This is a genomic window from Candidatus Viadribacter manganicus (assembly GCF_001679665.1).
Taxonomy (GTDB): Bacteria; Pseudomonadota; Alphaproteobacteria; order Caulobacterales; family Aquidulcibacteraceae; genus Vitreimonas; species Vitreimonas manganica.
In genome coordinates this window covers 3318294-3340000 of record NZ_CP013244.1, presented here as the reverse complement: position 1 = coordinate 3340000, position 21707 = coordinate 3318294, and the positions used below count along the sequence as shown (strand labels likewise).

The window sequence follows — 21707 nt, the reverse complement described above, 5'->3', positions numbered from 1 at the left end:
CATCTTCAAGCGTCGCGTTGGCGGCGAGCGTATGCACGATAGCGCCTTTATCACGGATGATCTGGGCAATCAGCATGGGCGTTTCCTCCCTGGACCCACCTCTATTTCACGAGCTTGCGCCTCACCCGCCCGCGCTTCAAGCGAGAACACTCGCTTTGACGCTCCCTTGCTGCGCGTTAAGCTAAACCCGATGACCTCGTATAAGGATCGCGTAAAGCAAGACCTCGATCGCTGGATCGCCGAGGGGTTCGTCAGCGCCGATAAGCGCAACGACATTCTCGCAGCCATCCCAGACTCGCGCCGAATGGATGCAGCCACCGCGCTTGCTTGGGTTGGCGGCATCTTGCTCGGCATAGCGATCATCGCGTTCGTGGCGGCAAACTGGGATGTGACGCCGAAACTCGTGCGGTTCGCCATCTTGTTGGTGGCATTCTTGGGCCTTGCCAGCGGCGCGGCGTGGGCTACGCACAATGGGCGGCCTACGCTTTCAAATATGCTACTGACGATTGCTTCGCTTGATTTTGCGGCGTCGATCGGCCTTACGGGGCAGATATTCGACATCGCCGGCGATCCACGAAGCGCGGCTTACAGCGCAGGCGTCGCGGCGTTCGCGCTTGCGGCCGCAGGCAGATCCACAGGGGCCGCACTAGCGGGCCTCATCTTCATTGCACTCGGTGATTTCACAGATCGATCCTGGTTTTCGGGTTCCGACTCCGAAACGCCATTGATGCTGGCCGCCGCGCCTCTAAGCGCGTATCTCGCCCTGCGCTGGGGCTCAGCCGCACTCGCGCACGCTGCAGCAGCGGCCATCATCTATTGCTTTGGTTGGTTCGCTGCGAAGACTGAAGCCGAAGCTGGCGTGTTTTTGTTTATCTCAATTGGCATGGGCGCAATGGCGCTTGGCGCGCGTTGGTTTCACGGGCAGGACCGCCCATTCGCCGGCATCTTCTACGGCTGGTTCACACTGGGCGCGCTGCTCTTTTTCGCGATCGCCGGCTACTTGCCATGGTTCGGTGATCAGAGCGGTAACGGCGGGATCGCACATAGGATCGTGTGGCTCGCTGGCTCTGGCGGCGTGCTCGCACTTGGACGTGCGGATCGTCAGGCGCTCGTCACGACAATTGGCGTACTGAGCTTCATCATCGCGATCTGCGCGCTGCTGAGCGATCTCGGGCTCGACCTTTTGGCGGCCGCCGGCATCTTCCTCATCTGCTCCGTCGCGGCGCTCGTCGCTGGTTTAATGCTACGCAACCGCAAGAGCGCGCCATGAAGATCGCCGCTACACATCGCATTGTCGCTGTAGCAAGCCTCTGCGCCGCTGCGCTTATTGGACTTGTGATCAGTGAAGGGATCGCGCGCGAGAATGGTCAAGAAATTACGCTGCCAATGGCTGCTGTGGATCCGCGCGCACTTCTTAGCGGACACTTCGTTCAGCTGAGTTTCACAGATCGCCTTGAGCCTAGTGAAGTCTGTCCCGAGAGCGGCGATTGGCAGTGGGTGGCGCTTCGCCCGGAAGCCAATGTCTACGTCGCCGCCGGCGGCGCCCTCTCTCGCGAGCAAGCGGAGCGCCTCGGGCCGCTAGCCGTGAAAGGCACGTTTAGCTGTTCTGCGCCAACACCAGCACAGCCTGGTATCGAGGCGATGCCAGGCTGGCTGGCGCTCGACCTCGGCGTCGATCGCTTTCACATCAATCAAGGCGACGCCGAACGTATTGAGATGGTTCTGCGCGAACAGCGCGCTGGCGAAGAGACACGCGCCTTCGCAATTCTCTCGGTCGGCCACGATGGCCGCGCGCGTCTGCGCGCACTGCTGATCGACGGCGAGAGGTTTGAGTTAAGCTGGCTTTAACGGCGCGGGCCGCTGCAGCAGCGTGTAAGCAACGCCGCCGCCAATAAAACCGCCCAGGTGCCCTTCCCACGAAATCTGAACGATACCGGCTTCGGCCAGCACGCCGAGCACCACGACGTTTAGAAAGAACAACACAGCAAGTGGGCCGCGCACACGCGGATCGGCCAACGCTTCACGCCAGGTGGGACGCAACGAAAGAAAGAACGCGGTAATCATTCCGCACACTCCACCAGATGCGCCAACGGCGCTGGATTGCTCGTTCCAATTGAGCGCAAGGAAGGTGAGCGCGCTAACCGCCACAGCCCAGAAATAAACGACGAGGTAACGAACAGCGCCGAGACGCAAAGCCGGCAATCGCGAGGCGCCGAATAGAAAGAATGCGTTCACGGCCAAATGCATCCACCCGGTGTGCAAGAAGGCATGACCGAATATCGGGCCAAACGTTTCGTACCAATGCTCGAACCGATACTCGCTGCCAGCGTGGAATCGCTCGGGAATTAACGCGAACGCGTAATCCACCGCGTTTTGCGCACCGACCGGCGCCAACGTGAACGCCGCATACGCAGCCACAGTGAAACCAGTCAGTAACCATACGGCGATCGGCGTCGGCGGCCGGGATGTATCGTTCAAACTCAACTCCTCGCGCCGTTCCGGGACGCACCGCTCGATATGGCGATGCGCCGTTCGGCGCGCCAGCGGCGAATTCGCCTGAAAAGCGCTCACTTGGCGCGTGGCACGCCCGTTGCTTTCTCGCTTCGCAGACGAATTTTAGCGGAGCACATCACGTGCGTGCGTTCATCATACTCGGCGCCCTCGCCGTTGCGACCACGGCCAATGCGGACCCAATTCCGGGCAGCGCCGGCGATTTCTCGCGTGGCTACGGCATGGGCTACGACTCCTTCGACACGCCTATCAATCCCGCCACGCGCGATGAGAACGCCAATCGCGTGATCGTAAATGGCCGCATGGAAATCGAAGGCTCGCTGTCAGGCGGCCTTCAAGATTCTTTCGCCACCGGCATCGGCGCTTCAAGCGCCATCGGCAACCAGCTCAACGTGATCACCCAGGGCAACTACAACACGGTGATCGTGGACTCTACTCAGATCAATAACGGCGACATCACCGCCGTCGTCGGAGACGAATAAGATGCGCGCGCTCAAGACCCTTGCCGTTCTGGCGGCCACGACAGCTCTCACCGCGTGCGTCACGCCTCATTCGGGCAACGATGGCATGTACGCGTTGCCGATCGGCGACGCGCCCGTCACCGCGAACCCCACTGCCTACACACCGGCCCTTGATTGCTTGAACGCGTATGCCCGCGGCAACAACGTCGCAGCGCCACGCATCGCCGTCGGCCGCATCCTCGACTACACCGGCTCGGTTTCAGAAGAAGGCGGGCGCCGCATCACACAAGGCGCGTCGCTGATGGCGATGTCGGCGTTCAACAAGGCCGGCGCGCGTCTCGTTGAGCGCTTCGACACCTCCGTCACTGAACTCGAACTGCGCTACGCCAATAACCGCCTGATCGGCCAAGAAGGCGACGAGAACGTCCGTCGCATCTACGCCGGTCAAATGCCCGGCTCCGACTATTACTTCGTCGGCGGCATTACCGAGCTCAACTACAACATCCGTTCCATGGGCGTTGACGCACAAGGCGGCCACACCGATGCGCGCGACGGCGTCGGCAATCTTGGCGGCCGCCTCTACGTGATGAATATCGCGCTCGACTTCCGCCTGATCGACACACGGACGCTCGAAGTCGTCGATGTCATCTCCTACCAAAAGCAGATCATCGGTCGTGAACTGCGCGCAGGCGTCTTTTCCTTCTTCGATGACACAATTATCGACATCGCCGCAGGCGAGCGCGCGCTTGAGCCGGTGCAACTGGCTGTTCGCGCAGGTGTCGAACGCGCGGTCGTCGAAGTGATGAGCCGCTTCTACAACGTGCGCGACAGCGCCGTCTGCGCGGCCGCCATCCAAGCTGAAGGTGATCCGATGGGGCCGGGCGCTGTGCAAACCGCCAACTCGACGCAGAGCCCGGCAACGGCTGCGATCGAACAAGCGCGCACGAGCCCTGACACCTGGAACGCCCGCCGCGACGACAACTTCACCGGTCTGCGCGGCCGCTCGTAAGAGCGCCGCGAACGGAGCCCGCCTATGCGCGCTGCACTCTCTCTGCTGCTCAGCACAGCGCTCGTTGGCGCCCCTGCAGCCTACGCGCAGTCAAACAATCAATACCAATCCGGCGACGCCACCGCAGTGACGAATGTCGAGGCGGGCTGGGCAAATGACGCCGGCGCCACGGCTGTCGCAAGCGGCAACGTCGTGACGGCGAACGAGGACGGCAGCGACACCGAACTCGACAGCACCCAGCACATGGACGGCGCAACCAGTGCGGAAGCGGACGCAACCGTTTGGACCGCGACCGGCAATGTCGCAATCACGACAGCCGCCGTCAGCAACGGCGCGACCGCGACGGTTACCAACGGCGCGAGCACGATAAACACCGCGCAGATCGGTCACAACGACGCGACCGCCAGCACCTACCTGCGCAGCGGATATGCCTATAACGCCGCCACATCAGCCTCCGCCAGCAACAACACCGCTGCTGTGTCTGCGCAAAACGCCGAGATCCTGGTCCTAACGGATCAATCGAGCACTGGCTCTGTCAGTGCCTCGGCCGAAATGGATGCCGGCATCGTCGAAGACCAAGCCGTCTCCGGCGCAGTCGCGAGCGCAAACAATCTTTCGGTCGGCGGCGAAACCGCAACCGTGCTGACCGCTACGCGTCAAGATGCGACGGGCGCGAGCGTCAGCGCGCGATCCGATCTCTATGTGGGCTACGCAACCAATGCTTCCGGCAACGCGACCGCCAACGCCAACTCAGTCACCATCGACAATCAATGGGGCTACGTGAACGCCGCTATCGAACAGAACGCTACCGCGAGCGTTTCCGCGGATTCTTACGTCACGCTCGGCGGCGACTTCATCGGCTTTGCGTCCGCGGGCGCCTATGGCGTCGGCAACCAAGCAACTGTCGCCAATGTCGGCTCTGACACGGTCCTGGATGTTGCGCAGTCGAACGGTGGCGATGTCTATGCCAATGCGGCTCTGGCGGGTGACGGCGGCGGTATGTCGCTCGCGTCCTCGGCTGCCTACGGCAACAGCATAAGCGGGTCGGTCTGCACAAGTTGCGACATGAGCGTTCCCAGCCTGACTGCGTCGAGCAGTCAGGCCAACGACGGCAATGTCTATTCATCGTCTGTGATCCGCACCACCGGCGCGACCACCGTCGGCGCGACCTCCACCGCAATCGGCAACGCTGCGACGTATCAGGCTTATACGCCGGGCGGCTGAGGCTTCAGCCAGCCGCTATAGCGAACGATCAGACCCGTAAGCGGATGCGAAATTTCCACAAAGAAGCAAAACACGCCGTTTTCCGCGGTTTCATGTACATTTGAACGCGGCGCGAGCCACAGTGGCAACGGCACGCCAAACGCGCTCCATCGGCGTGTCACCAGGCGGACGTGATCGCCATCGACGACGAGCGCCATGGCGAATTCCAACACACCGAACCGTTCGATGATCAGCCGCTCGGACCTTCCGCGCCCCTCATACTGGTGACTATGGAACGAATGACGCCCGAAGCTGCGTCGCCAAACTTCGCCTCGAGACGTCTGTTCGAACCTCACGCGGACGGGAACATCGATACTCGCGGGCGGAAAACTCATCATCGCACCGGCAAGTAGCGCCAAAGGCGAGCCGCCGCGATCAACCCGCGCGCGCCCCTCCGCGCTCGCGGCGCCATCGTGCATCATGCGCACGATCTCCGGCAGCGACTGCCACGCATCGCCAACAATGCGCTCATAAAGCAACGCGCCCGCGCGCGGCTGCATGCGAACGCCGGTGTAGATCGTTCGAGAGGCAAATAGTCGCTCGTACTCTTCAAGCTCGACATCGTCGACACAAGCCCGCGCGCCTGCCTCGGGCGCATCACCGGCAAGATGCTGCAGGACAATCGCCTGAACCGCCATGGAGGGAATGAGCGGTCCATCACTGCCCTCCGCGAGCAAATGCCAAGAGCGCGTCTCCACGACACCGGCAGCGCTGGCGCCTCTCACCTCGACATACATGCCGCCGCGATGTTCACCCCAGCGCAGGCGATTGGTGGCCCAATGCATCAGCGGCGCGAGCGGGCTGAGCGTGCGGATGACGCCCAGCTCCACCATCCACGCGCAGAAAATCAGGACACGGTGCAAGATTTCGGGCACGGGCCCTGCGCCCATCCATACGCGCCGCGCCTGCGGCCAGAGCTTCGACAACGCGCGCAGATCCGGCACGTCGATGAGCGAGAACATCGTACTGCGCAGTGGCGCGCGACCGGGAGGCGCGATCGTGTAACGACGCTGTTGGGTGAATGGCCTGCCGATGATCTTCGCTGTACGTCCAAGATACGCGACCGGCTGGCCGGCATAGCTCGCGATCGCGCGAATGACGTTGGCGCCGACGCCAGCGTACGGCGATGGCGCAATGCCGCCGCTGATCTCATCCACGCGCGTCATAGTCGCCGCGAGGCGGCGAACTACAGCAGCCGTCAGAACCGGAAAGCTGGAGACGCCCGAAAGGACATAGACGCCCGCCTGACGCGCAGCCACGTCGTAAGCGCTAACGCCATCGACGAATGCTGAGCCATCCGCCAAATCGAGATAATGTACGCGCGCCGTAATGCAGGCTTCGATGAGCTTATAGGCGCCATCGCCGTATGTCTGAAACGGGCCACTCGCGTCGATGACCACGTCCGGCTGAAGCGCGAGTAACTGCGTAGCCAAATCTCCATCGCGGTCAAACTGGGCGGCAGTCAAACTCGCGGCAGCTCTGGAACGGCGGACGCAGAACGCCTCCGCCAACGAAAGTGAGCGCCCAGCCACAATGAGCGTGAGCCTCGGCTCGCAGCCCAACAAGTCGACAATGCGACCACCAAACGTCCCGTATCCGCCAACGATGAGCAGCTTCATTGAACAAAGCGCCCCGCGTCAGCCGCACTGGGGACAAAGCAAGTTTCGCGAACTCCAAACCAACGGACCCGATTGCGCGCGACAAAATCATAGAACGCATCGCGCCATGGCCGAGGCATCGCGTATCCAGCAGCCAACAGCGACCAAGGAAAGCTGAGCCGCGTGAATATTCGCAGCGCCGCGTCAGATTTCACGCGGACGCCGCCATCCTCCAAAAGCACGTAGGTATCAAAGTTGCCGAACTGCAAACCGAAATGGCGATAGATCGCCTCCCCCAGAGGCGTCTGCGCGGCAAGCAATCGAAACCGCCCATGGTTATCATGATCAAGAACGAACGCCGCAAAATGTGAGCAAAGCACGCACTTGCCGTCGAAAATGATAATCGGCAGCGCGTCGTCAAACGCTGGAACGGCGGCATCGCGCCGATAGGCATAAAGCGCTGGGCGAGTCACGGCTGGATCGTACGCGCGTCAGCCCACGGCGGAACGGGACACAGCGCCGCGCGCTTACTCGCCTTCGAGGCGCTGGTTCATAATTTCTGCCGGCTTCACGCCTTCGCAACAAGGCCCACCGATCGGCCGGGCCGGCACGCCCGCGACGGTGCAGCGCGGGGCCACGTTTTCCAGTACGACCGAACCGGCCGCGATCCGCGCATCCTCGCCAACCTCAATATTGCCAAGCACCTTCGCGCCAGCGCCAATCATCACGCCGCGGCGAATCTTCGGGTGTCGATCGCCGCCTTCTTTGCCTGTGCCGCCGAGCGTCACAGAATGGAGCATCGAGACGTCATCTTCCACGATCGCCGTTTCACCGATGACGATGCCATGCGCGTGGTCGATGAAAACACCGGCGCCAATCGTCGCCGCCGGATGGATGTCAACCGCGAACAATTCAGAGACACGACTTTGAAGGTGATACGCAAGAATCTCGCGCTCCTGGCGCCAGAGCCAGTTCGCAATCCGATACGACTGAAGCCCGCCATAGCCTTTGAAATAGAGGAAGGGCTGCAGATACGTCCGGCACGCCGGGTCGCGCTCTCTCACCACGCGCATGTCGCGCGTCGCTTGCGCGGCAAGAAATGGCTCTGCATTATAGGCCTCACGGATCACTTCGCGCAGCTGCAGAGCCGGCAAGTCGCCGTGACCAAGCTTCTGCGCCAAATGATAGGAAAGCGCGTCTTCGATGCGCTCGTGATGCAGGATGGAAGCGTGCAGATAGGAGGCGAGCAAGGGCTCCTCGGCCGCTGCCTGCATGGCTTCCACCCGCAGCTGCGCCCAAACTCCTCCGGACGCTTCAAACACTCGTGGCTCGGCCATAGCGCTAGTCTCCCTGCCGCAGCATCTCCTCCGCCAGCAGCGGCGGCAATTGCCCCGTCACCGCCATGTGGTGGGCGCGGAGCACTGCGGCAACCGTAAGCGAATCTCGAATGCGCCCGTCTGCGACCCGCGCCAACACATCTCGGAAGTGCGCCGTGCGGTGCCTTAGCACCTCCGTCGCCTCGGGTTCGGCATCGCCGGGTGCAAGATCTGTCGCGATAAAGATCACCGCCTTTTCATCGGTGAGGGAATTGGAGAGGTCCATCTCCAACACCTTGAGCAATGTCTGCGCGCGCACTCCAGTCTCTTCGGCAAGTTCGCGGATTGCGCAATCGTGAGCATCCTCGCCGGGCTCGCCACCCCCTTCTGGCATTTCCCACGAATAGCGCCCGAGCGGAAACCGCCATTGCCCGACCATGTGGACGCGGCCATCCGCCTCAATCGGCAGCACGCCCACCGCCAGACGGCGCACACGTATGACGCCGTATTGGCCGGGCCGCCCATCAGGGCGGATCACATCGTGCGCATCAATCCCGAACCAATCGTTCTCGAAGGCTCGTGTCACGCCCTTGACGATCCATGGATCGCCGTCTTCATCCCAGGTCTCGCTCATCCTATCTGTCTAGCCTTGGGCGCGCGCTTGCGCCACGGAGACGACATGCCCCTTCCGCTTTCTGCGATACCCTCCGCGCCTCACGAGAATGAGCCTGCGAACGCATTCCATGAGAGCCCCGATACGCTGGCTCTGCTTGCACGGCGACGCTCGACCAAGCTCATGCATCTGGCGGCGCCGGGCCCAAATGCGGAAGAGCTCGATGCCCTGATCAAGCTCGCCGCGCGCGTCCCTGACCACGGCAAGCTGGGACCATGGCGGTTCGTCGTCATCGATGGTGAAGCCCGGGATCGCGCCAGCGCCGCCCTAGAGCAGGTAATCCGCAACGATGAAGGCGTCGACGATGCACGCCGCGACTTCGTGCGGGGTTGGTTCAATCGCGCACCGACATGCGTGATGGTGGTGTCGTCACCGCGTCCTAGTCCGAAGGTGCCCGAGTGGGAGCAGATTCTGTCAGCAGGCGCTGTGTGCTTCAACTTGATCTTGGCCGCGCACGCGCTTGGCTTTGCCGGAAGCTGGCTGACCGAATGGCCCACGTTTGACGAACGTGCACGCACTGCACTCGGGCTTGCCAGTCAAGAGCGCGTTGCAGGATTTGTTTATCTCGGGACGCCGACAAAGGGCGCTGCCGAGCGCGTGCGTGCCGACGTCAGTGCACGGATTTCACGGTACTAAGCGTACGCGACGCCGCTTTGGACGACGGACGAGTTTCATTCGCGTCGATCCAGCATTGTGCCACGGGGCTCCAATAGCGACCCTGGCCGAATGCGAGCACATATTGGTCCGGCCGCTCGCCTATCCGGCGTTCGATCCAGTCCAAAATCTCGTTCGTGATGCGGACGTCGGCCTCACTGTCATTGCGGGCGGGCGCCGGAATGACGGGGCTCCAATGCACGACCACGCGCCGATCGCCGTCCAAGAATGGCACACAGGCCACGATGGGGCGTTGGCTGAGCCGCGCCAAGCGCGCTGTGCCGGTTGCGAACGTTTGCGAGGCGAAACCTGCGAATGGCCGGGTATATCCGCCGGCGTGATGCGAGCCCCAAGCGGCGTCCGTTGCGATGATCACAGCGCCGCCCGGATCGCGAAGGTGGTGCAGCAGCCTCACGAGGAACGACTTCCCCTCCACATCGGCGATATCAACCTCGCCGTTGCGGACAACTTCGATTCCGCTACGCATCTCTCGCATTTGGATGCGAATGCGGAGCCCCAGCGCCGATTTGATCTTCGTCATCGGCGCGACGACAGTCGCCAGCCTGCGAGAGATGACTTGCGGCATATAGAGCGCCGTCATCGCGCCGCGCGAAAAGTGCCCTGTTGCAATGATAAATGACTGATTTGGATCATCGAGCAGCGCTGGCGCGCCGCGCATCTCGACTGTCCAGTCACTCGTATCTTCGCGCTTTGAAGCGATCCTTGCCGCGATCAGGTGGTCATGGAAGGGCCGGCCGATCCATTTGGCGGCGATAGCGCGCGCCTCTTTTCGCTGCGCGGGGAACGTCGAGCGCATAACCTGCTGGGCGCGCATACCCAACGGCGAAACGATCAGCAGCGATTGAACGGTGTCCGCAAGCCCAGCCCCCCACGACCGGGGCAGATGCCGCCCCGCCCAGCCAAGACACGCAAAGAGAACAGCCCGGAACGCCTCCATGACTTGCGTCAGGCCGCCGCGGCAATTGTGCAGCGCCTCACGTCTCACTGAACGTAATCCATCCAGCATATTTGAGCCTTCGAAAGAAGTTCTTTGAAGCAACAAGCGCGCCATGGCGACCGCTGTTAGTAGTAGCCGTTGCGGCAAATCCTTTGCATATGAACGCCTGCTCGATCCGTGGCGGCGCGAGCGCTCGGAGTTAACCAGTGGCCCTTAAGAGGATCGCCTTTGGCGTTGCGACCCTTTCGGCCGCGCGCATCTTCCAGTTAGCATCGAGTTTCGTCGCGATCCCGTTCCTTGCACGCATGCTCACGCCGGAAGATTTCGGCCTCGCCGCACTCGCGCTCTCCATGGTTATGTTCTTCACGATGATCGGCGACGCTGGCCTTGGCCGCTCGCTGGTGCGCGTCGACGCAAAGGACACCGAAGCTTGGTCCAGCGCCTTCTGGGCCAGCGTACTGTTGATGCTGGCGCTGTCGGGCATCTTCTTTCTGCTGTCATGGCCTGCGGCGACGTTCTTCAACGAGCCACGACTCGCGCCCATCATGATGACGCTCGCGCTCGCGCCGCTTCTGATGGGCATCGCGGAAATCCCAGCGGCGGCACTGCTGCAAAAAGAAAAGTTCCAGTGGCTCGCGGGCGCTGAGTTCGCTGCCGCCATGGCGGGGATCGTTGTTGCGCTCGTCGTCGCCTTCAAGGGCGGCGGCGCCTGGGCGCTGGTCTGGCAGCATCTCACACAACGCATCGTAAAAGGCATCGTCGTCCAACTTGCGAGCCGGCTCTACCCGCGCCTGGTGCTCAATCTTGAAAAACTCAAGGAGCACCTGCGTTTCATGCTGGATACAGCGGCATGGTCGATGACCATGTTCGTCAACCGCCAGGCGGATACGCTTATCGTCGGCAAGTTTCTCGGCGCCGCAACACTCGGCCTTTACAACATCGCAGTCCGCATCATGCAGCTGCCGGTCAGTATCCTCGGCGGATCACTGCATAGCGTCGTCTATCCCCGTTTCGTCACGCTGCGAGACGACAACAAAGCGCTCCGCGAGCTCGTGCTCTTCACGACCATGGCGCAAGCAGTTCTCGTCTTCCCGGCGGTCGCAGCGGTGGCAGCGGCGAGCCATGCCTTCTTCACGCTCCTCCTCTCCGAGCGCTGGCAAGCATCGGGCGAGATTTTCACGCTGCTCGCGGGCGCGGCCGCCATTCAAACTGTCGTCGCGATCAACGGATCCTTGCTTCAGGCGATCGGCCGCACCGGCGCGCGCTTGCGCCTAACGGTCGAATACGCGGTGCTGTGGACGATCTCGGCGCTCGCGACCGCGCCCTTTGGCATTCATGGCGTCGCTCTGGGTTGCACAGTGACAACCCTGCTTTACCTGCCACGCCTACTGCACCTTTATTTACGCCCCATCGAGTGCTCACCGATGGACTTCATGCGCGTGCTCGGCCCGCCAACGTTGGTGGCGATCGCGCTCTTCATCGGTCACCGCACGCTGATGCGCACGATCGATGTAGGCCTCTGGACCGAACTCGGCATCGTGATCGTGGAGACGCTGGTTGCCTACTGCGCACTACTGCTCTTTCAGCGTCGAGAGATCATGGGCCAGTTGCGGAACGTTCGCGCCATGCTTTCTCCAGGCGCCGCAGCTTAGCCGCGCGAGCGATACGTCGCCACGCCCTGATCGGGCAGCCACAAGCCTTCTGGCGGCGCGCCGGTTTGCCAGAAGACGTCGATCGGCATCCCGCCACGCGGATTCCAGTAGCCGCCGATACGCAGCCATGTCGGACTTATCGCTTCGATCACCCGCTTGGCGACATGCAGAGTGCAATCCTCGTGGAACGCGCCGTGATTGCGGAAACTCTGCAGGAACAACTTCAAGCTCTTGGATTCAGCGATCCAGTCTTGCGGCGCATAGTCGAGCACCAGGACGCCAAAGTCCGGTTGGCCGGTAACAGGGCAGATCGATGTGAATTCAGGCGCGGTGAACCGCGCAAGATAAAGTGTGCCCGGATGCGGGTTCGGCGCGCGTTCAAGCCGCGCCTGATCGGGGCTCGTTGGAATAGACGCCGCTTGGCCGAGTTGAGTGAGACCTTCGCTCATGCCTCCGCCTACCCTGCGCAAGGGCGTGACCACAAGTCTTCACACCGCGCTTCGGCAGGAATGTCACAGCAATCGCGCACGACGTTTCGCCTGAAATCACGTCAAACCGGGATAAGTGCGCCGCCAAATTAGGCGACCTCATCGATAGTGGCGCCCGAAGCGGTCGTGCCGTCTTTGCCGCTCTCTTCTCGTTCGAAAGCATCTTTTGAGGCCCACAGACTCGGTGGGTCCGTGCAAACGAAGCAAGCGGGGAAGACAAATGATCAAGGGTGCAAAACTGTTGGGGCTGGCCGCTGCGGCCGGCGCGATCATGGCTGGCGGCACAGCCCAAGCCGAGACTGACGTCTCATTTAACGTCGGGATCGCGACGGACTATATTTTCCGCGGCATCGACCAAACCGGGTACTATGACGAGGGCCAAGCGTTCGGCGGCGTCGATGCAACGAGCGGCTCATTCTATGCTGGCGCATGGATCAGCAACACTGGTCCCAACCCCGCGCAATTCATTGAATATGACCTCTATGCGGGATGGAAGCCTGTCGTGGGCCCGGTCACGTTCGATCTCGGCCTCATCTACTACGGCTACACCGACAGCGACTTGGGAGACGAGTCCGAACTCAGCACCTACGAACTCAAAGGCGCGGCCTCGATCGCCACCGGCGGCGCCACCTGGGGCGCCGCCGTATATTGGACGCCGAACTTCAGCGGCGACTTTGATGGATCCGACGACAATGGCGGCTTCTACTATGAAGCCAACGCCGCCTACACGTTCTCAAACAACGCCACACTCAGCGGCGCCATCGGCGCAGCCGAAGTCGACGACTACACAATCGATAGCTACACGACCTGGAACGTCGGCGTGAGCTATCCGATCATTGAAAATCTGCTGATTGATGCGCGCTACATCGACACTGACGATGACGCATATGCATTCGGCTATGCAGGCGATCGCTTGATCGGCACGCTGAAGGTCACCTTCTGACCTTTCGCTCTCTCGAAGTGTAATGATCCATTCGTGGAGCGGCGGCGTGCTTTGTGCGCGGCGCCGCTCTGCGTTGTGGCGTGCACGCAACACTCCAGGATACCTCATCGAATCTATCCGAAGTCGTCATACTGCTTAACCAGTCGTTTACGTTACCAATCCATTTTCCAACGCACGCGGGCACGCCGCGCAGTCACGAAGGAATCTGACTATGAAGAAGGTCATTGGTCTCGCCTTGTTGGCGACGGCTGCGGGCGCGGGTGTTGCCAGCGCCGAAGGCACCGTTTCCGCAAACATTTCATTTACGAGCGACTACGTTTTCCGCGGCATCTCGCTCGCCGACAACGGCCCAGCGATCCAGGGCGGCTTCGACTACGTTGCTGACGCTTGGTACGCAGGCGTTTGGGGCTCGAACGTCACCGAAGGCGTCGAAATGGACGTCTATGCTGGCTTCACGCCGTCGACGGGCCCGATCGATTGGGACCTCGGCGTCATCGGCTATTTCTACCCGGGCGCAGACGATGACGGCGCCGAGTTCGACTATTATGAATTGAAGGGCGCCGCCGGCCACGACTTCACCGAGCAGTTCAACGCTGGTCTCGCCGCCTACTACGCGCCGGAAAACTTCGGCGACACGGGCGATGCGCTCTATCTCGAAGTGAACGCTGCCTATCAGGTCAATCAAGCCTTCACGATCAACGGCGCCTACGGCAACCAAAGCGTTGAAGAGCCGGCCGGCCCGGGCACGGAAGATGATTACAACACCTGGAATGTCGGCGCCGCTTGGGCGATGCACGGCTTCCAAGTCGACCTGCGTTACCACGACACCGACATCGACGAAGGCACGGACATCGCCAACTATGCTTACGGCGACTCCAGCCACGACAGCGCGTTTGTCGTCACGATCGGCCGCGAACTCTAAGCTTCGCGCTCATCAAATCGGAACGGCCGCTCTATTGAGCGGCCGTTTTGTTTTTGAGCCCAAGATAAAGCGAACACGAGACGATCCAACCGAGAACGCTGGCTTCCAGCGCACGCTGGTAGAGCCCAACTTGCGGCGATGCTGCATCCATAATGCCGCCAAGACCAACAAGCGCACCGACAGCGGCGATGAATGCAACGACCGCGAGCCAGGCTGCGCCAGGCCACTTCCAAGCAGCCAATCCCAACACAATCAGCGTCAACGGTGCGAGCAAATAGCCAGCTAAGCCGACGAGTTCATGCATCACTTGCGAAAAGCTCGGATTATCGGGCCGACAGCCATAGTCGCACGGGAAGAATGCCGAGCCGACATAGCCGATCGAAAACAGAAAGACGCCTACAAACCCCAACGTCGCCAGAACCGACCTCGGCGCCGCGCGCCAAGCGAAATACGCAAACGCGCAGATCAAAACGCCAATAGGCAAGAACCCCATCCAGCTCACGTGCCAGCCATAAGGAGCGCCGTTCGCGCCAAGTTCTGAAATGTATTGCGCGACATGATCGTATCCGTCGAACGACGCGCCGCCGATAAGCACCATAGCCACAAGCCAGGCCGCACCTAGCAGGCCAGTAATCATCGCGAGCTTGCCGTTCATGCCGGCCATTTCGGCGCGCGGCTCACCATACCCGGCGTCTTGCGTCCCAGGACGCCGCCAATGAACGTCGCGCCCTCGATGGCGCGATCAAGATCGACGCCGGTGTCGAAGCCCATGCGGTTGAACATGTAGAGCAAATCTTCAGTCGGCACGTTGCCCGCGGCGCCCGGCGCAAAGGGGCAACCGCCAATCCCAGCGAGCGAACCATCGAGCACGCGCACGCCCTCTTCGACCGCCGCAACCGCGTTCGCCAGGGCTGTGTTGCGCGTGTTGTGGAAGTGCGCGCGCAATTGAACGTGCGAAGGAAGCGATGCCTTCACCGCACGAAAGCGCGCGTGCACGTCACTTGGCGAGGCAACACCTATCGTGTCTGCTAGAGCCAACTCAAAAATGCCTTCGGCAAAGCAACGCTCCGCCACCTCAACCACCCGCGCGACCGGCACTTCACCATCGAAGGGGCACCCGAACGCCGTCGATACAGTCGCCGAAAGCCGCGCGCCGCCAGCTTTCGCCGTCGCGGCAACATCCGGCCAGACATTGAAGGTCTCGTCGACGCTGCCGCCATTGTTGCGGATGGAAAAACTGTCCGATGCACAGAAGACGTAATTGATCTCCTTGGCGCCCGACGCGAGCGCGCGCTCAACGCCGCGCAGATTGAGCGCCAGCGCGATGAACGTTGCGTCGTCGCGCGTAGGCACGCCAGCGAAGATGGCGTCGCCATCCGCCATCTGAGGAACTTTCTTCGGATTGACGAAGCTGCCCGCCTCCAAACGTCGAAAGCCTGCCGCTAATATGTGATCGATCAGCGCAAGCTTGTTTTCGGTCGAGACAATATCCGACTCGTTCTGCAACCCGTCTCGCGGGCTGACTTCAACAAGCTCAAGCTTTTCCTTCGCCACTTCGATCTCCGAACGCGGGCAGCGCCCAACCATAATGTATGGCGCCAGCGCGCAATCCAAAACCCGCGAGCGCCCCGGCCACCCCCGCCCAAAGCGGTGGAACCCCAGCATAAAGCAGGGCCACGAACCCAGCGGCAGAAAGCAGGGCGGCCGACATGGTGATTTCGCGCTTGAGGAGCGCGGAGGGCTGTTCAGCCAGTACATCGCGGATGACACCGCCAAAGCAAGCCGTCAGCACGCCCATCGCGACCGACACAAACGGCCCTACGCCAAAGGAAAGCGCCTTTGCAGCGCCGATCACCGCGTAAGCCGCCAACCCAACCGCATCGAGCCAAATCAGTGTTTTCAACCGTGCGATGCGTGGCGCGGCAAGCCACACCACCACCGCCGCCAGCAGGCCGATCCCCAGATATGTTGCGTTGTCGATCCAGAACACCGGCGCGTCAATCAACAGATCGCGCAACGTTCCGCCGCCGATACCGGTTACGACCGCAAAGAACCAGAACGTGATGATGTCCTGCTTGTCGCGCGCTGCGGCCAGCGCGCCGGTGAGAGCAAAAACCGTGAAGCCGGCATAATCGAGGGCCGGAGGCAGCATCGGGAGGGACTCAGAACCAAACACACGCGCACCCTGACGCGTTTGCGCTGAATCGGTCCACCCTGCGCGGCGTCATGTATGGAGGCGCCGACATGTTCTTCGCCGAATCCCTGGGTCCCGCGATCACCAGCCGCACCGGTGCGGCGCTATTCGAGCATGTGCGTTTAAAGCTCGGGGCGAGGTCTTCCGCCTCCACCGATGAATTGCGCGCGATCGTCACCGAGTTCATCCGCGGACGAAGGCTGATCCTTACACCGGACGCCGCCATCCAATACCTCGCCATGAACGGGCGCCTTGCGCAGCAAGACGCTCGCACCTTCCGCCTAGCCGCTTAAGCCTTGCAAAGCCTCATGGCCGACCGATAGTGGCGACCATGAAAGCACAAGCCATGACCGCATTCGGCGCGCCTTTGACGCCGATGGACCTAACGCCTCAAAAACCCGGCGCCGGTGAAGCTTTAGTGCGCGTGACGCGCGCGGGCCTATGCCACTCCGATCTCCATATTCACGATGGCTATTTCGATTTCGGCGACGTCCGTCAGCCGGTGGCGATGAATATGCCCGCAGTGTTGGGGCATGAAATCGAAGGCGAGGTCGCAGAATTTGGCGAAGGCGTTGATGGGCCCGCCGTGGGTACGCGCGTTGCCGTTTATCCTTGGCTTGGCTGCAACGCGTGCGACACATGCCGCGCGGGCGATCAACAACTCTGCATCGCGCTGCCACGCCGCTCACTTGGCGTCGCCCAATGGGGCGGCATGGCCGAATACGTCCACGTTCCGTTTGCCGATGCGATGATCCCATTGGGCGATCTCACACCGGGGTTGGGCGCACTCGCCATGTGCTCCGGCCTTACCGCGTATTCCGCTTTGAAGAAAATCGGAACGCCGCCGCCAGAACAGCCCATCTTGTTGCTCGGTATGGGCGGGGTTGGTCTGATGGCGATGGCGCTGGCAAAGAGCGTGTTACCCAACCCAATCATTGCCGCGGACATCGACGCAACCAAACGCGAAGCAGCGCTTCGCTATGGCGCGGTTGAAGCCATCGAGCCCAACGCCGACGCCTGGCAGAGCGCCATGTCGCGGCACGGGCCAGCTATCGCCGCAATCGATTTCGTCGGCGCGCCGGCAACGTTCGGTTTCGGCACAGCCGCGCTCCGTCGCGGTGGCAAATACATCATCGTTGGACTATTCGGCGGCAAGGTCGCCCTGCCGCTGGCGTCGCTGCCGCTTAAGCCCTTCTCGATCACAGGATCATATGTCGGCCGACTCGACGAGGCGCGCGAACTCATAACGCTTCTGCGTGCTGGCGCTGCGCCAGCACCGCCGATGCAGGAGCGCCCGCTCGAAGAGGCCAACAGCGCCATCGACGATCTGCGCGCAGGAAAAGTGCTCGGACGCGTTCTGCTACGCCCCTGACGGGTGGACGAGCCCAGGCGTTTTGCGCCATACCCCGAACCGCGCGAGCGTGGCGAAACCGGTAGACGCAGCGGACTTAAAATCCGTTTGCCGCAAGGCAGTGCGGGTTCAAGTCCCGCCGCTCGCACCACTCACAAACCAGCCAGACGTTCCTCGACGAGCGCGAGCCGTTTCGCCGACGGCTGCACCGCGCCGAGTGGCGGCACGATGAGCGTTGACTCTTGCGTTACGCGCGCCTCGGCCAAACGGCGGAGTGGCAACGTCTCCACCTGAGCGGCCCCAATTGGCAGCGTTGCCGCGCAGTACACCGTCACAAGATGATCCGGCGGATACTCTTCCATCAGCACTTCGGCCAGGAGTGCGATGCGTCGCGGATCAGACTCGAACACTCGCAACGTACGATCACCCACCAGCGCGATCTGCCACAACATCAACACTGCGTGTGGATCGAAGCGGCGCTCGTTGACGACGAAATCCGTCGCTTCGAAGCTCTGGCAACCGATCCAGCCTGGATCGAAGCCGAGATCGGCAAACACGCACGCGTCCGCCGAGACCGCAGGCAGCATTTCCGCCGCAAACCCCTCGGCGCGTGCACGTTTCACGCTCTCGTGAGACGGATACACATAGACGCCTGGGTGTCCGTAAAAGGCCGCGCACACGCGCTTGCCTTCGCGCACAGCGCCCAAAATCGTTCCAATCATGGCCTCGTAAGTGTCGCTACGCGCAGTGTCATGACCATAGAGATGTTGCAGCGACACGACGTTTGCGTTCAAGGAATGCACGAAGTTCTGCGCCAGCTTATCGCCGACGACCTCAAACACGATATCCGCAGTTTCGATATGGTGCCGCGCTTCAATCGTACATTGGTTAGCGATTTTAATGCCCGTACCGACGACCACCAGACTTCCGCGCGCCATCACAACCTCACAATCTGAGTGAATCCACTTCCGCTTCCGCGAGCAGTTCTTTGAGCAAATCCTGAACTGTGACCGGCGCAAAGGTCGCGGGCGCACCACCATCCAATTGCGCGATCAGCGCATCCCTGGTCGCGGCCATGTCACCCAAATCGGCGGCCTCAAGCACACTCAACAATCGCCGCGCTATAGAAAAAGACCCAAGCGCCAGTTCGACCTGCGCCAGTTCCAAGAGCCCGCGCGACAAGCAAGGCTGCATGCCCAGCAACGTGCTCTGGCGTATGCCGCGCAACAGCACCTGCTTGGCCGCCACCCACTCCCCCAACAAACGCAGATCATTGCCGACTTCGATCGCTGCGTGAGCGTTCGTACGACGATCGCCCACCTCACGAGAAAGGTCATATGCCTCCTGATGGTGCGACAGTGCGCTCTTCATGTCCTCACGGAGCGCAAATAGCGTCCCCAATCGCCGGTGCAGCACTGCCCTGAACTGGAGGTGCAGCAGCGATTCCTCTAACCGCAGGCTCATCTCATAGTTTTCCTGCGCGTCCCTGGTCCGCTGTTCGAACGCAGCCAAATCTCCAGCATAAAGATGCGCCGCCATCATCCCAAACGGATCGCCCACCTGGCGCGCCAAACGATAGCCACGTTTAACGTGGCTCCGCGCCGTGTCGATCTTGGTGAAAAGAAGATGCAGAGCCGAGAGCGAAACGCTGGCGTAGCAGCATCCACGCAGATCCCCAACGCGATCACGAATAGCGAAAGCCTCTTCGTAATGCGTGTTAGCCTGCTCAAACTCCCCTCGCATGTGCGCGAGATTGGCCATCGCATGGTGCGCATGCGCGCGCGGCAACTCAGCACCGCCCTGCGATGACAAAACCCAAGAGGCGGCGGCGGCGACGCCTTCCGTGTCGCCCTGATGCACGAGAAAATTTGCGCGCACCGCCGCGAAATGGGTTTTGAGACCCGCATCGGCGACGTCCGCCGAGAAGAGTTCCACCGCCTCGCGGAACAACGAGCGGGTATAGAGAAAATAGCAACAAGCCTCGATGCAATCGCTGATCAGCGCATGTTCGGCTGATTTCACCGCATGCAGCCACGCCGCGCGCACTTCCAGAAAGTCCAGTCGCAATTGCTCCAGCATGGCGACACGCGCCTCGGAAGAGCGCCCCAGCATGTTGGTGCGCACCTCGTGCAAAAAATAGTGCGCATGCTGGCGGCGCACTATGGACTCGGCGGCTGGATCCAGCTTGCCGCGCGCATATTCCCTCACCATGACGTGCATGGCAAAGCGCCCAAGCGAACTTTTGACGATCAGTCCTTTTCGCTCGAGTTCGAACAACACCCGAACGTCTACGCCCGCAGCGTCGGCGGCGGCGACGGTATTGAATGAGTTCGAAAAGATCGAAAGCCGCGCTAGCGCTCGCTGCTGATCGGGGTTCAATAGTCGCCACGATCCGTCAAAGACGCCGCGTAAAGTCTGCCGCTGATCGCGCGCGTTCTCCGGCGAAAGAAAGCCGACGCTGGATTCAATCCGCTCAAGGATTTCCTCCAGCGACAGCAGCAACGACCACTGAGCCGTTAGCCTCAACGCCAGCGGCGAGCCGTCTACTATTCTGCATATTTCCTTAAATGCCGGAAACTGCGCTGCATCGACATTGAATGCCGCATCACGTTGCCGCGCTTCATGCACGAATAGTTGCAGCGCAGGCGAAGAACCATTTTGCAAGGACGCGTCATCCGGCGGGGCAAACCCGTTCAAAAATAACGGCAGCTCGCCCGGAAAACCTAGAGGCTCGCGGCTCGTGACCAACACCGAAAGGCGTGGGCACTCGCGCAATAGCTCTGCAACGAACTCCGCTTTGCCAGCCATCGTCTCGGCGTTGTCGAGGACGAGCAGCATATACTTGTCGCGCAGATACTCGACGATCTGCTCTTTGGGCTTGCCGCCAACGTGCAATTGAAGCCGCAACGCAAGCGCCAAAATGTTGAGCGGCTCCGCGCCTTCAGCGACAGTTTCGAAAGAGGCAAAACAGACCAATTGGTGCTGCGAGCGCTCAGCTGCGATCTGCTGCGCAACACGCGTCTTCCCATTTCCGCCTGGGCCGACCAGCGTTGCAGTGCGGGAGGCGTCGAGCTTGCCAGACACGTCGGTGAGTTCGCGCGTCCGTCCGAAAATCGGGCCGGAAACGCCCTGACCGCCAGGACCATCCGCGAGCAAAGTTCGCAATGGCGGGAACTCGTTGCGCTGCAGGTCCGGATGAACCAAAGCCGCCAAATGAAGTGGCTCAGCAATGCCCTTAAAGCGGCACGCGCCATGATCGACGAGCGCAGCGCCGTCCGGCGCGCGATAGCGCTCGGCAGCGGTTCGGCTCACGACGATCTGACCACCCCAACCGCTCGACATGATGCGTGCGGCGCGGTTGGCGACGACGCGGTCGACTTGACCTGAGCCATCGTCTTCGCCCGAATGCACGCCCATGCGCAGAGCAAGGCCGCCAACCTCGCTCCAGTCGGTTCGCTGCACCTCAAGCTGAAGATCAAGCGCGCACTGCAATGGATTGCCCGATGAAAAGGTTGCGAACAGACCATCGCCGGCGCGATCCCGAATGAGGCCGTCATGGCGCGTGACGGCCTCCTCGATCAACGAGTCCAGCCGCGCGATGGCAATCTGCATATGCGCCGGGTTCCGCTCCCAGCGTTCGGTGCTGCCTTCGATATCTGCAAAAAGATACCCAACCGGCGACCCTGACGAGCTCATCGCGTTCTCCTCGCGAGT

The 21707-nt window shown here is 61.5% G+C and carries 24 protein-coding genes and 1 tRNA gene (1 of these 25 only partly in view); 12 read left to right on the top strand and 13 right to left on the bottom strand.

Annotation, left to right across the window (positions count from 1 at the left end):
- Positions 1–76 carry the beginning of a CBS domain-containing protein gene (locus tag ATE48_RS19880; protein WP_066773710.1) on the bottom strand. It extends 359 nt beyond the left edge of the window, so only the first 76 of its 435 coding nucleotides appear in the window; its start codon is at positions 74–76; the stop codon falls past the left edge of the window.
- 114 nt (positions 77–190) lie between these two features.
- On the opposite strand from ATE48_RS19880, the gene ATE48_RS17155 reads away from it, so the two are divergent.
- Both ATE48_RS17155 and ATE48_RS17150 read left to right on the top strand, forming a co-directional pair.
- Entirely contained in the window at positions 191–1270 is a 1080-nt protein-coding gene (locus ATE48_RS17155) for a DUF2157 domain-containing protein (RefSeq protein WP_066773708.1), read from the top strand.
- On the top strand, positions 1267–1848 hold the full coding sequence (locus ATE48_RS17150; RefSeq protein ID WP_066773707.1) for a GDYXXLXY domain-containing protein: 582 nt from the start codon (positions 1267–1269) through the stop codon (positions 1846–1848). The genes ATE48_RS17155 and ATE48_RS17150 overlap by 4 nt, the downstream gene beginning before the upstream one ends.
- On the opposite strand, the gene ATE48_RS17145 is transcribed toward ATE48_RS17150, so the two are convergent.
- Positions 1834–2478 (bottom strand): rhomboid family intramembrane serine protease, encoded by a 645-nt coding sequence (locus ATE48_RS17145; protein WP_156767835.1) that lies wholly within the window; start codon positions 2476–2478, stop codon positions 1834–1836. The two genes, ATE48_RS17150 and ATE48_RS17145, sit on opposite strands and share 15 nt — an antisense overlap.
- A gap of 155 nt (positions 2479–2633) precedes the next feature.
- On the opposite strand from ATE48_RS17145, the gene hfaA reads away from it, so the two are divergent.
- The 3 genes from hfaA to hfaD are packed head-to-tail and all read left to right on the top strand — an operon-like array spanning position 2634 to position 5205.
- Entirely contained in the window at positions 2634–2993 is a 360-nt protein-coding gene (gene hfaA, locus ATE48_RS17140) for a holdfast anchoring protein HfaA (RefSeq protein ID WP_228126681.1), read from the top strand.
- Between the two features lies 1 nt (position 2994).
- Positions 2995–3981 (top strand): holdfast anchoring protein HfaB, encoded by a 987-nt coding sequence (hfaB, locus tag ATE48_RS17135; protein WP_066773701.1) that lies wholly within the window; start codon positions 2995–2997, stop codon positions 3979–3981.
- Positions 3982–4005: 24 nt separating this feature from the next.
- Positions 4006–5205, top strand: a complete 1200-nt coding sequence (gene hfaD, locus ATE48_RS17130; protein ID WP_066773699.1) for a holdfast anchor protein HfaD — start codon at positions 4006–4008, stop codon at positions 5203–5205.
- Here the strand turns inward: hfaD and ATE48_RS17125 are convergent.
- Genes ATE48_RS17125 through ATE48_RS17110 form a run of 4 tightly spaced genes read right to left on the bottom strand, consistent with a single transcriptional unit; the run spans position 5187 to position 8792 of the window.
- Positions 5187–6863, bottom strand: a complete 1677-nt coding sequence (locus ATE48_RS17125) for an SDR family oxidoreductase (protein WP_066773697.1) — start codon at positions 6861–6863, stop codon at positions 5187–5189. The two genes, hfaD and ATE48_RS17125, sit on opposite strands and share 19 nt — an antisense overlap.
- Positions 6860–7315: a thiol-disulfide oxidoreductase DCC family protein gene (locus ATE48_RS17120; RefSeq protein WP_066773695.1), complete on the bottom strand. Its 456-nt coding sequence runs from the start codon at positions 7313–7315 to the stop codon at positions 6860–6862. The genes ATE48_RS17125 and ATE48_RS17120 overlap by 4 nt, the downstream gene beginning before the upstream one ends.
- A gap of 54 nt (positions 7316–7369) precedes the next feature.
- Positions 7370–8179, bottom strand: coding sequence for a serine O-acetyltransferase (cysE, locus tag ATE48_RS17115; protein ID WP_066773692.1), 810 nt, complete (start codon positions 8177–8179; stop codon positions 7370–7372).
- 4 nt (positions 8180–8183) lie between these two features.
- Positions 8184–8792 (bottom strand): NUDIX domain-containing protein, encoded by a 609-nt coding sequence (locus ATE48_RS17110; RefSeq protein ID WP_066773690.1) that lies wholly within the window; start codon positions 8790–8792, stop codon positions 8184–8186.
- 45 nt (positions 8793–8837) lie between these two features.
- Here ATE48_RS17110 and ATE48_RS17105 point away from each other — a divergent pair, with 45 nt between their 5' ends.
- Positions 8838–9467 (top strand): nitroreductase family protein, encoded by a 630-nt coding sequence (locus ATE48_RS17105; RefSeq protein WP_083197433.1) that lies wholly within the window; start codon positions 8838–8840, stop codon positions 9465–9467.
- On the opposite strand, the gene ATE48_RS17100 is transcribed toward ATE48_RS17105, so the two are convergent.
- The gene (locus ATE48_RS17100; RefSeq protein ID WP_228126680.1) at positions 9442–10491 is read right to left on the bottom strand and encodes an LpxL/LpxP family acyltransferase; all 1050 of its coding nucleotides are present in this window, start codon (positions 10489–10491) and stop codon (positions 9442–9444) included. The genes ATE48_RS17105 and ATE48_RS17100 overlap by 26 nt on opposite strands.
- Before the next feature lie 158 nt (positions 10492–10649).
- Between ATE48_RS17100 and ATE48_RS17095 the strand changes: the two genes are divergently transcribed.
- A complete protein-coding gene (locus ATE48_RS17095) occupies positions 10650–12095 on the top strand; it encodes a lipopolysaccharide biosynthesis protein (RefSeq protein WP_066773686.1) in 1446 nt (481 codons plus the stop codon).
- Here the strand turns inward: ATE48_RS17095 and queF are convergent.
- The gene (gene queF / locus ATE48_RS17090; protein ID WP_066773684.1) at positions 12092–12544 is read right to left on the bottom strand and encodes a preQ(1) synthase; all 453 of its coding nucleotides are present in this window, start codon (positions 12542–12544) and stop codon (positions 12092–12094) included. The genes ATE48_RS17095 and queF overlap by 4 nt on opposite strands.
- A gap of 259 nt (positions 12545–12803) precedes the next feature.
- Here queF and ATE48_RS17085 point away from each other — a divergent pair, with 259 nt between their 5' ends.
- Together ATE48_RS17085 and ATE48_RS17080 are read left to right on the top strand one after the other, a co-directional pair.
- Positions 12804–13526: a TorF family putative porin gene (locus ATE48_RS17085; protein ID WP_066773683.1), complete on the top strand. Its 723-nt coding sequence runs from the start codon at positions 12804–12806 to the stop codon at positions 13524–13526.
- A 211-nt stretch (positions 13527–13737) separates the two neighbouring features.
- Positions 13738–14448: a TorF family putative porin gene (locus ATE48_RS17080; RefSeq protein ID WP_066773681.1), complete on the top strand. Its 711-nt coding sequence runs from the start codon at positions 13738–13740 to the stop codon at positions 14446–14448.
- 31 nt (positions 14449–14479) lie between these two features.
- Here ATE48_RS17080 and ATE48_RS17075 read toward each other — a convergent pair whose 3' ends face one another.
- From ATE48_RS17075 to ATE48_RS17065, 3 genes are read right to left on the bottom strand one after another with little or no spacing between them, the layout of a single operon-like run.
- Positions 14480–15103: a DUF998 domain-containing protein gene (locus tag ATE48_RS17075; protein WP_228126679.1), complete on the bottom strand. Its 624-nt coding sequence runs from the start codon at positions 15101–15103 to the stop codon at positions 14480–14482.
- Positions 15100–16002, bottom strand: coding sequence for a hydroxymethylglutaryl-CoA lyase (locus ATE48_RS17070; protein WP_228126678.1), 903 nt, complete (start codon positions 16000–16002; stop codon positions 15100–15102). Before ATE48_RS17070 ends, ATE48_RS17075 begins: the two co-directional genes overlap by 4 nt.
- On the bottom strand, positions 15983–16600 hold the full coding sequence (locus ATE48_RS17065) for a trimeric intracellular cation channel family protein (protein WP_066773675.1): 618 nt from the start codon (positions 16598–16600) through the stop codon (positions 15983–15985). Before ATE48_RS17065 ends, ATE48_RS17070 begins: the two co-directional genes overlap by 20 nt.
- 92 nt (positions 16601–16692) lie before the next feature.
- On the opposite strand from ATE48_RS17065, the gene ATE48_RS17060 reads away from it, so the two are divergent.
- From ATE48_RS17060 to ATE48_RS17050, 3 genes are all read left to right on the top strand, one after another.
- Positions 16693–16935 carry a hypothetical protein gene (locus ATE48_RS17060; RefSeq protein WP_156767834.1) on the top strand — a complete coding sequence of 81 codons (243 nt, stop codon included), beginning with the start codon at positions 16693–16695 and terminating at the stop codon, positions 16933–16935.
- A gap of 38 nt (positions 16936–16973) precedes the next feature.
- Positions 16974–18014, top strand: coding sequence for an alcohol dehydrogenase catalytic domain-containing protein (locus ATE48_RS17055; protein ID WP_066773673.1), 1041 nt, complete (start codon positions 16974–16976; stop codon positions 18012–18014).
- Positions 18015–18057: 43 nt separating this feature from the next.
- Positions 18058–18144 (top strand) — tRNA-Leu (locus ATE48_RS17050).
- A 1-nt stretch (position 18145) separates the two neighbouring features.
- Here the strand turns inward: ATE48_RS17050 and ATE48_RS17045 are convergent.
- Both ATE48_RS17045 and ATE48_RS17040 read right to left on the bottom strand, forming a co-directional pair.
- Positions 18146–18931 (bottom strand): SAM-dependent methyltransferase, encoded by a 786-nt coding sequence (locus ATE48_RS17045; RefSeq protein WP_066773672.1) that lies wholly within the window; start codon positions 18929–18931, stop codon positions 18146–18148.
- Positions 18932–18938: 7 nt separating this feature from the next.
- Positions 18939–21689, bottom strand: coding sequence for an adenylate/guanylate cyclase domain-containing protein (locus ATE48_RS17040; protein WP_066773670.1), 2751 nt, complete (start codon positions 21687–21689; stop codon positions 18939–18941).
- Between the last annotated feature and the right edge of the window lie 18 nt (positions 21690–21707).

Coding starts and splice junctions, on each gene's coding strand:
- ATE48_RS17155 (WP_066773708.1), top strand. CDS start 191: ATGACCTCGTATAAGGATCGCGTAAAGCAAGACCTCGATCGCTGGATC.
- ATE48_RS17150 (WP_066773707.1), top strand. CDS start 1,267: ATGAAGATCGCCGCTACACATCGCATTGTCGCTGTAGCAAGCCTCTGC.
- hfaB (WP_066773701.1), top strand. CDS start 2,995: ATGCGCGCGCTCAAGACCCTTGCCGTTCTGGCGGCCACGACAGCTCTC.
- hfaD (WP_066773699.1), top strand. CDS start 4,006: ATGCGCGCTGCACTCTCTCTGCTGCTCAGCACAGCGCTCGTTGGCGCC.
- ATE48_RS17125 (WP_066773697.1), bottom strand. CDS start 6,863: ATGAAGCTGCTCATCGTTGGCGGATACGGGACGTTTGGTGGTCGCATT.
- cysE (WP_066773692.1), bottom strand. CDS start 8,179: ATGGCCGAGCCACGAGTGTTTGAAGCGTCCGGAGGAGTTTGGGCGCAG.
- ATE48_RS17110 (WP_066773690.1), bottom strand. CDS start 8,792: ATGAGCGAGACCTGGGATGAAGACGGCGATCCATGGATCGTCAAGGGC.
- ATE48_RS17105 (WP_083197433.1), top strand. CDS start 8,838: ATGCCCCTTCCGCTTTCTGCGATACCCTCCGCGCCTCACGAGAATGAG.
- queF (WP_066773684.1), bottom strand. CDS start 12,544: ATGAGCGAAGGTCTCACTCAACTCGGCCAAGCGGCGTCTATTCCAACG.
- ATE48_RS17085 (WP_066773683.1), top strand. CDS start 12,804: ATGATCAAGGGTGCAAAACTGTTGGGGCTGGCCGCTGCGGCCGGCGCG.
- ATE48_RS17080 (WP_066773681.1), top strand. CDS start 13,738: ATGAAGAAGGTCATTGGTCTCGCCTTGTTGGCGACGGCTGCGGGCGCG.
- ATE48_RS17075 (WP_228126679.1), bottom strand. CDS start 15,103: ATGAACGGCAAGCTCGCGATGATTACTGGCCTGCTAGGTGCGGCCTGG.
- ATE48_RS17065 (WP_066773675.1), bottom strand. CDS start 16,600: ATGCTGCCTCCGGCCCTCGATTATGCCGGCTTCACGGTTTTTGCTCTC.
- ATE48_RS17060 (WP_156767834.1), top strand. CDS start 16,693: ATGTTCTTCGCCGAATCCCTGGGTCCCGCGATCACCAGCCGCACCGGT.
- ATE48_RS17055 (WP_066773673.1), top strand. CDS start 16,974: ATGAAAGCACAAGCCATGACCGCATTCGGCGCGCCTTTGACGCCGATG.
- ATE48_RS17045 (WP_066773672.1), bottom strand. CDS start 18,931: ATGGCGCGCGGAAGTCTGGTGGTCGTCGGTACGGGCATTAAAATCGCT.
- ATE48_RS17040 (WP_066773670.1), bottom strand. CDS start 21,689: ATGAGCTCGTCAGGGTCGCCGGTTGGGTATCTTTTTGCAGATATCGAA.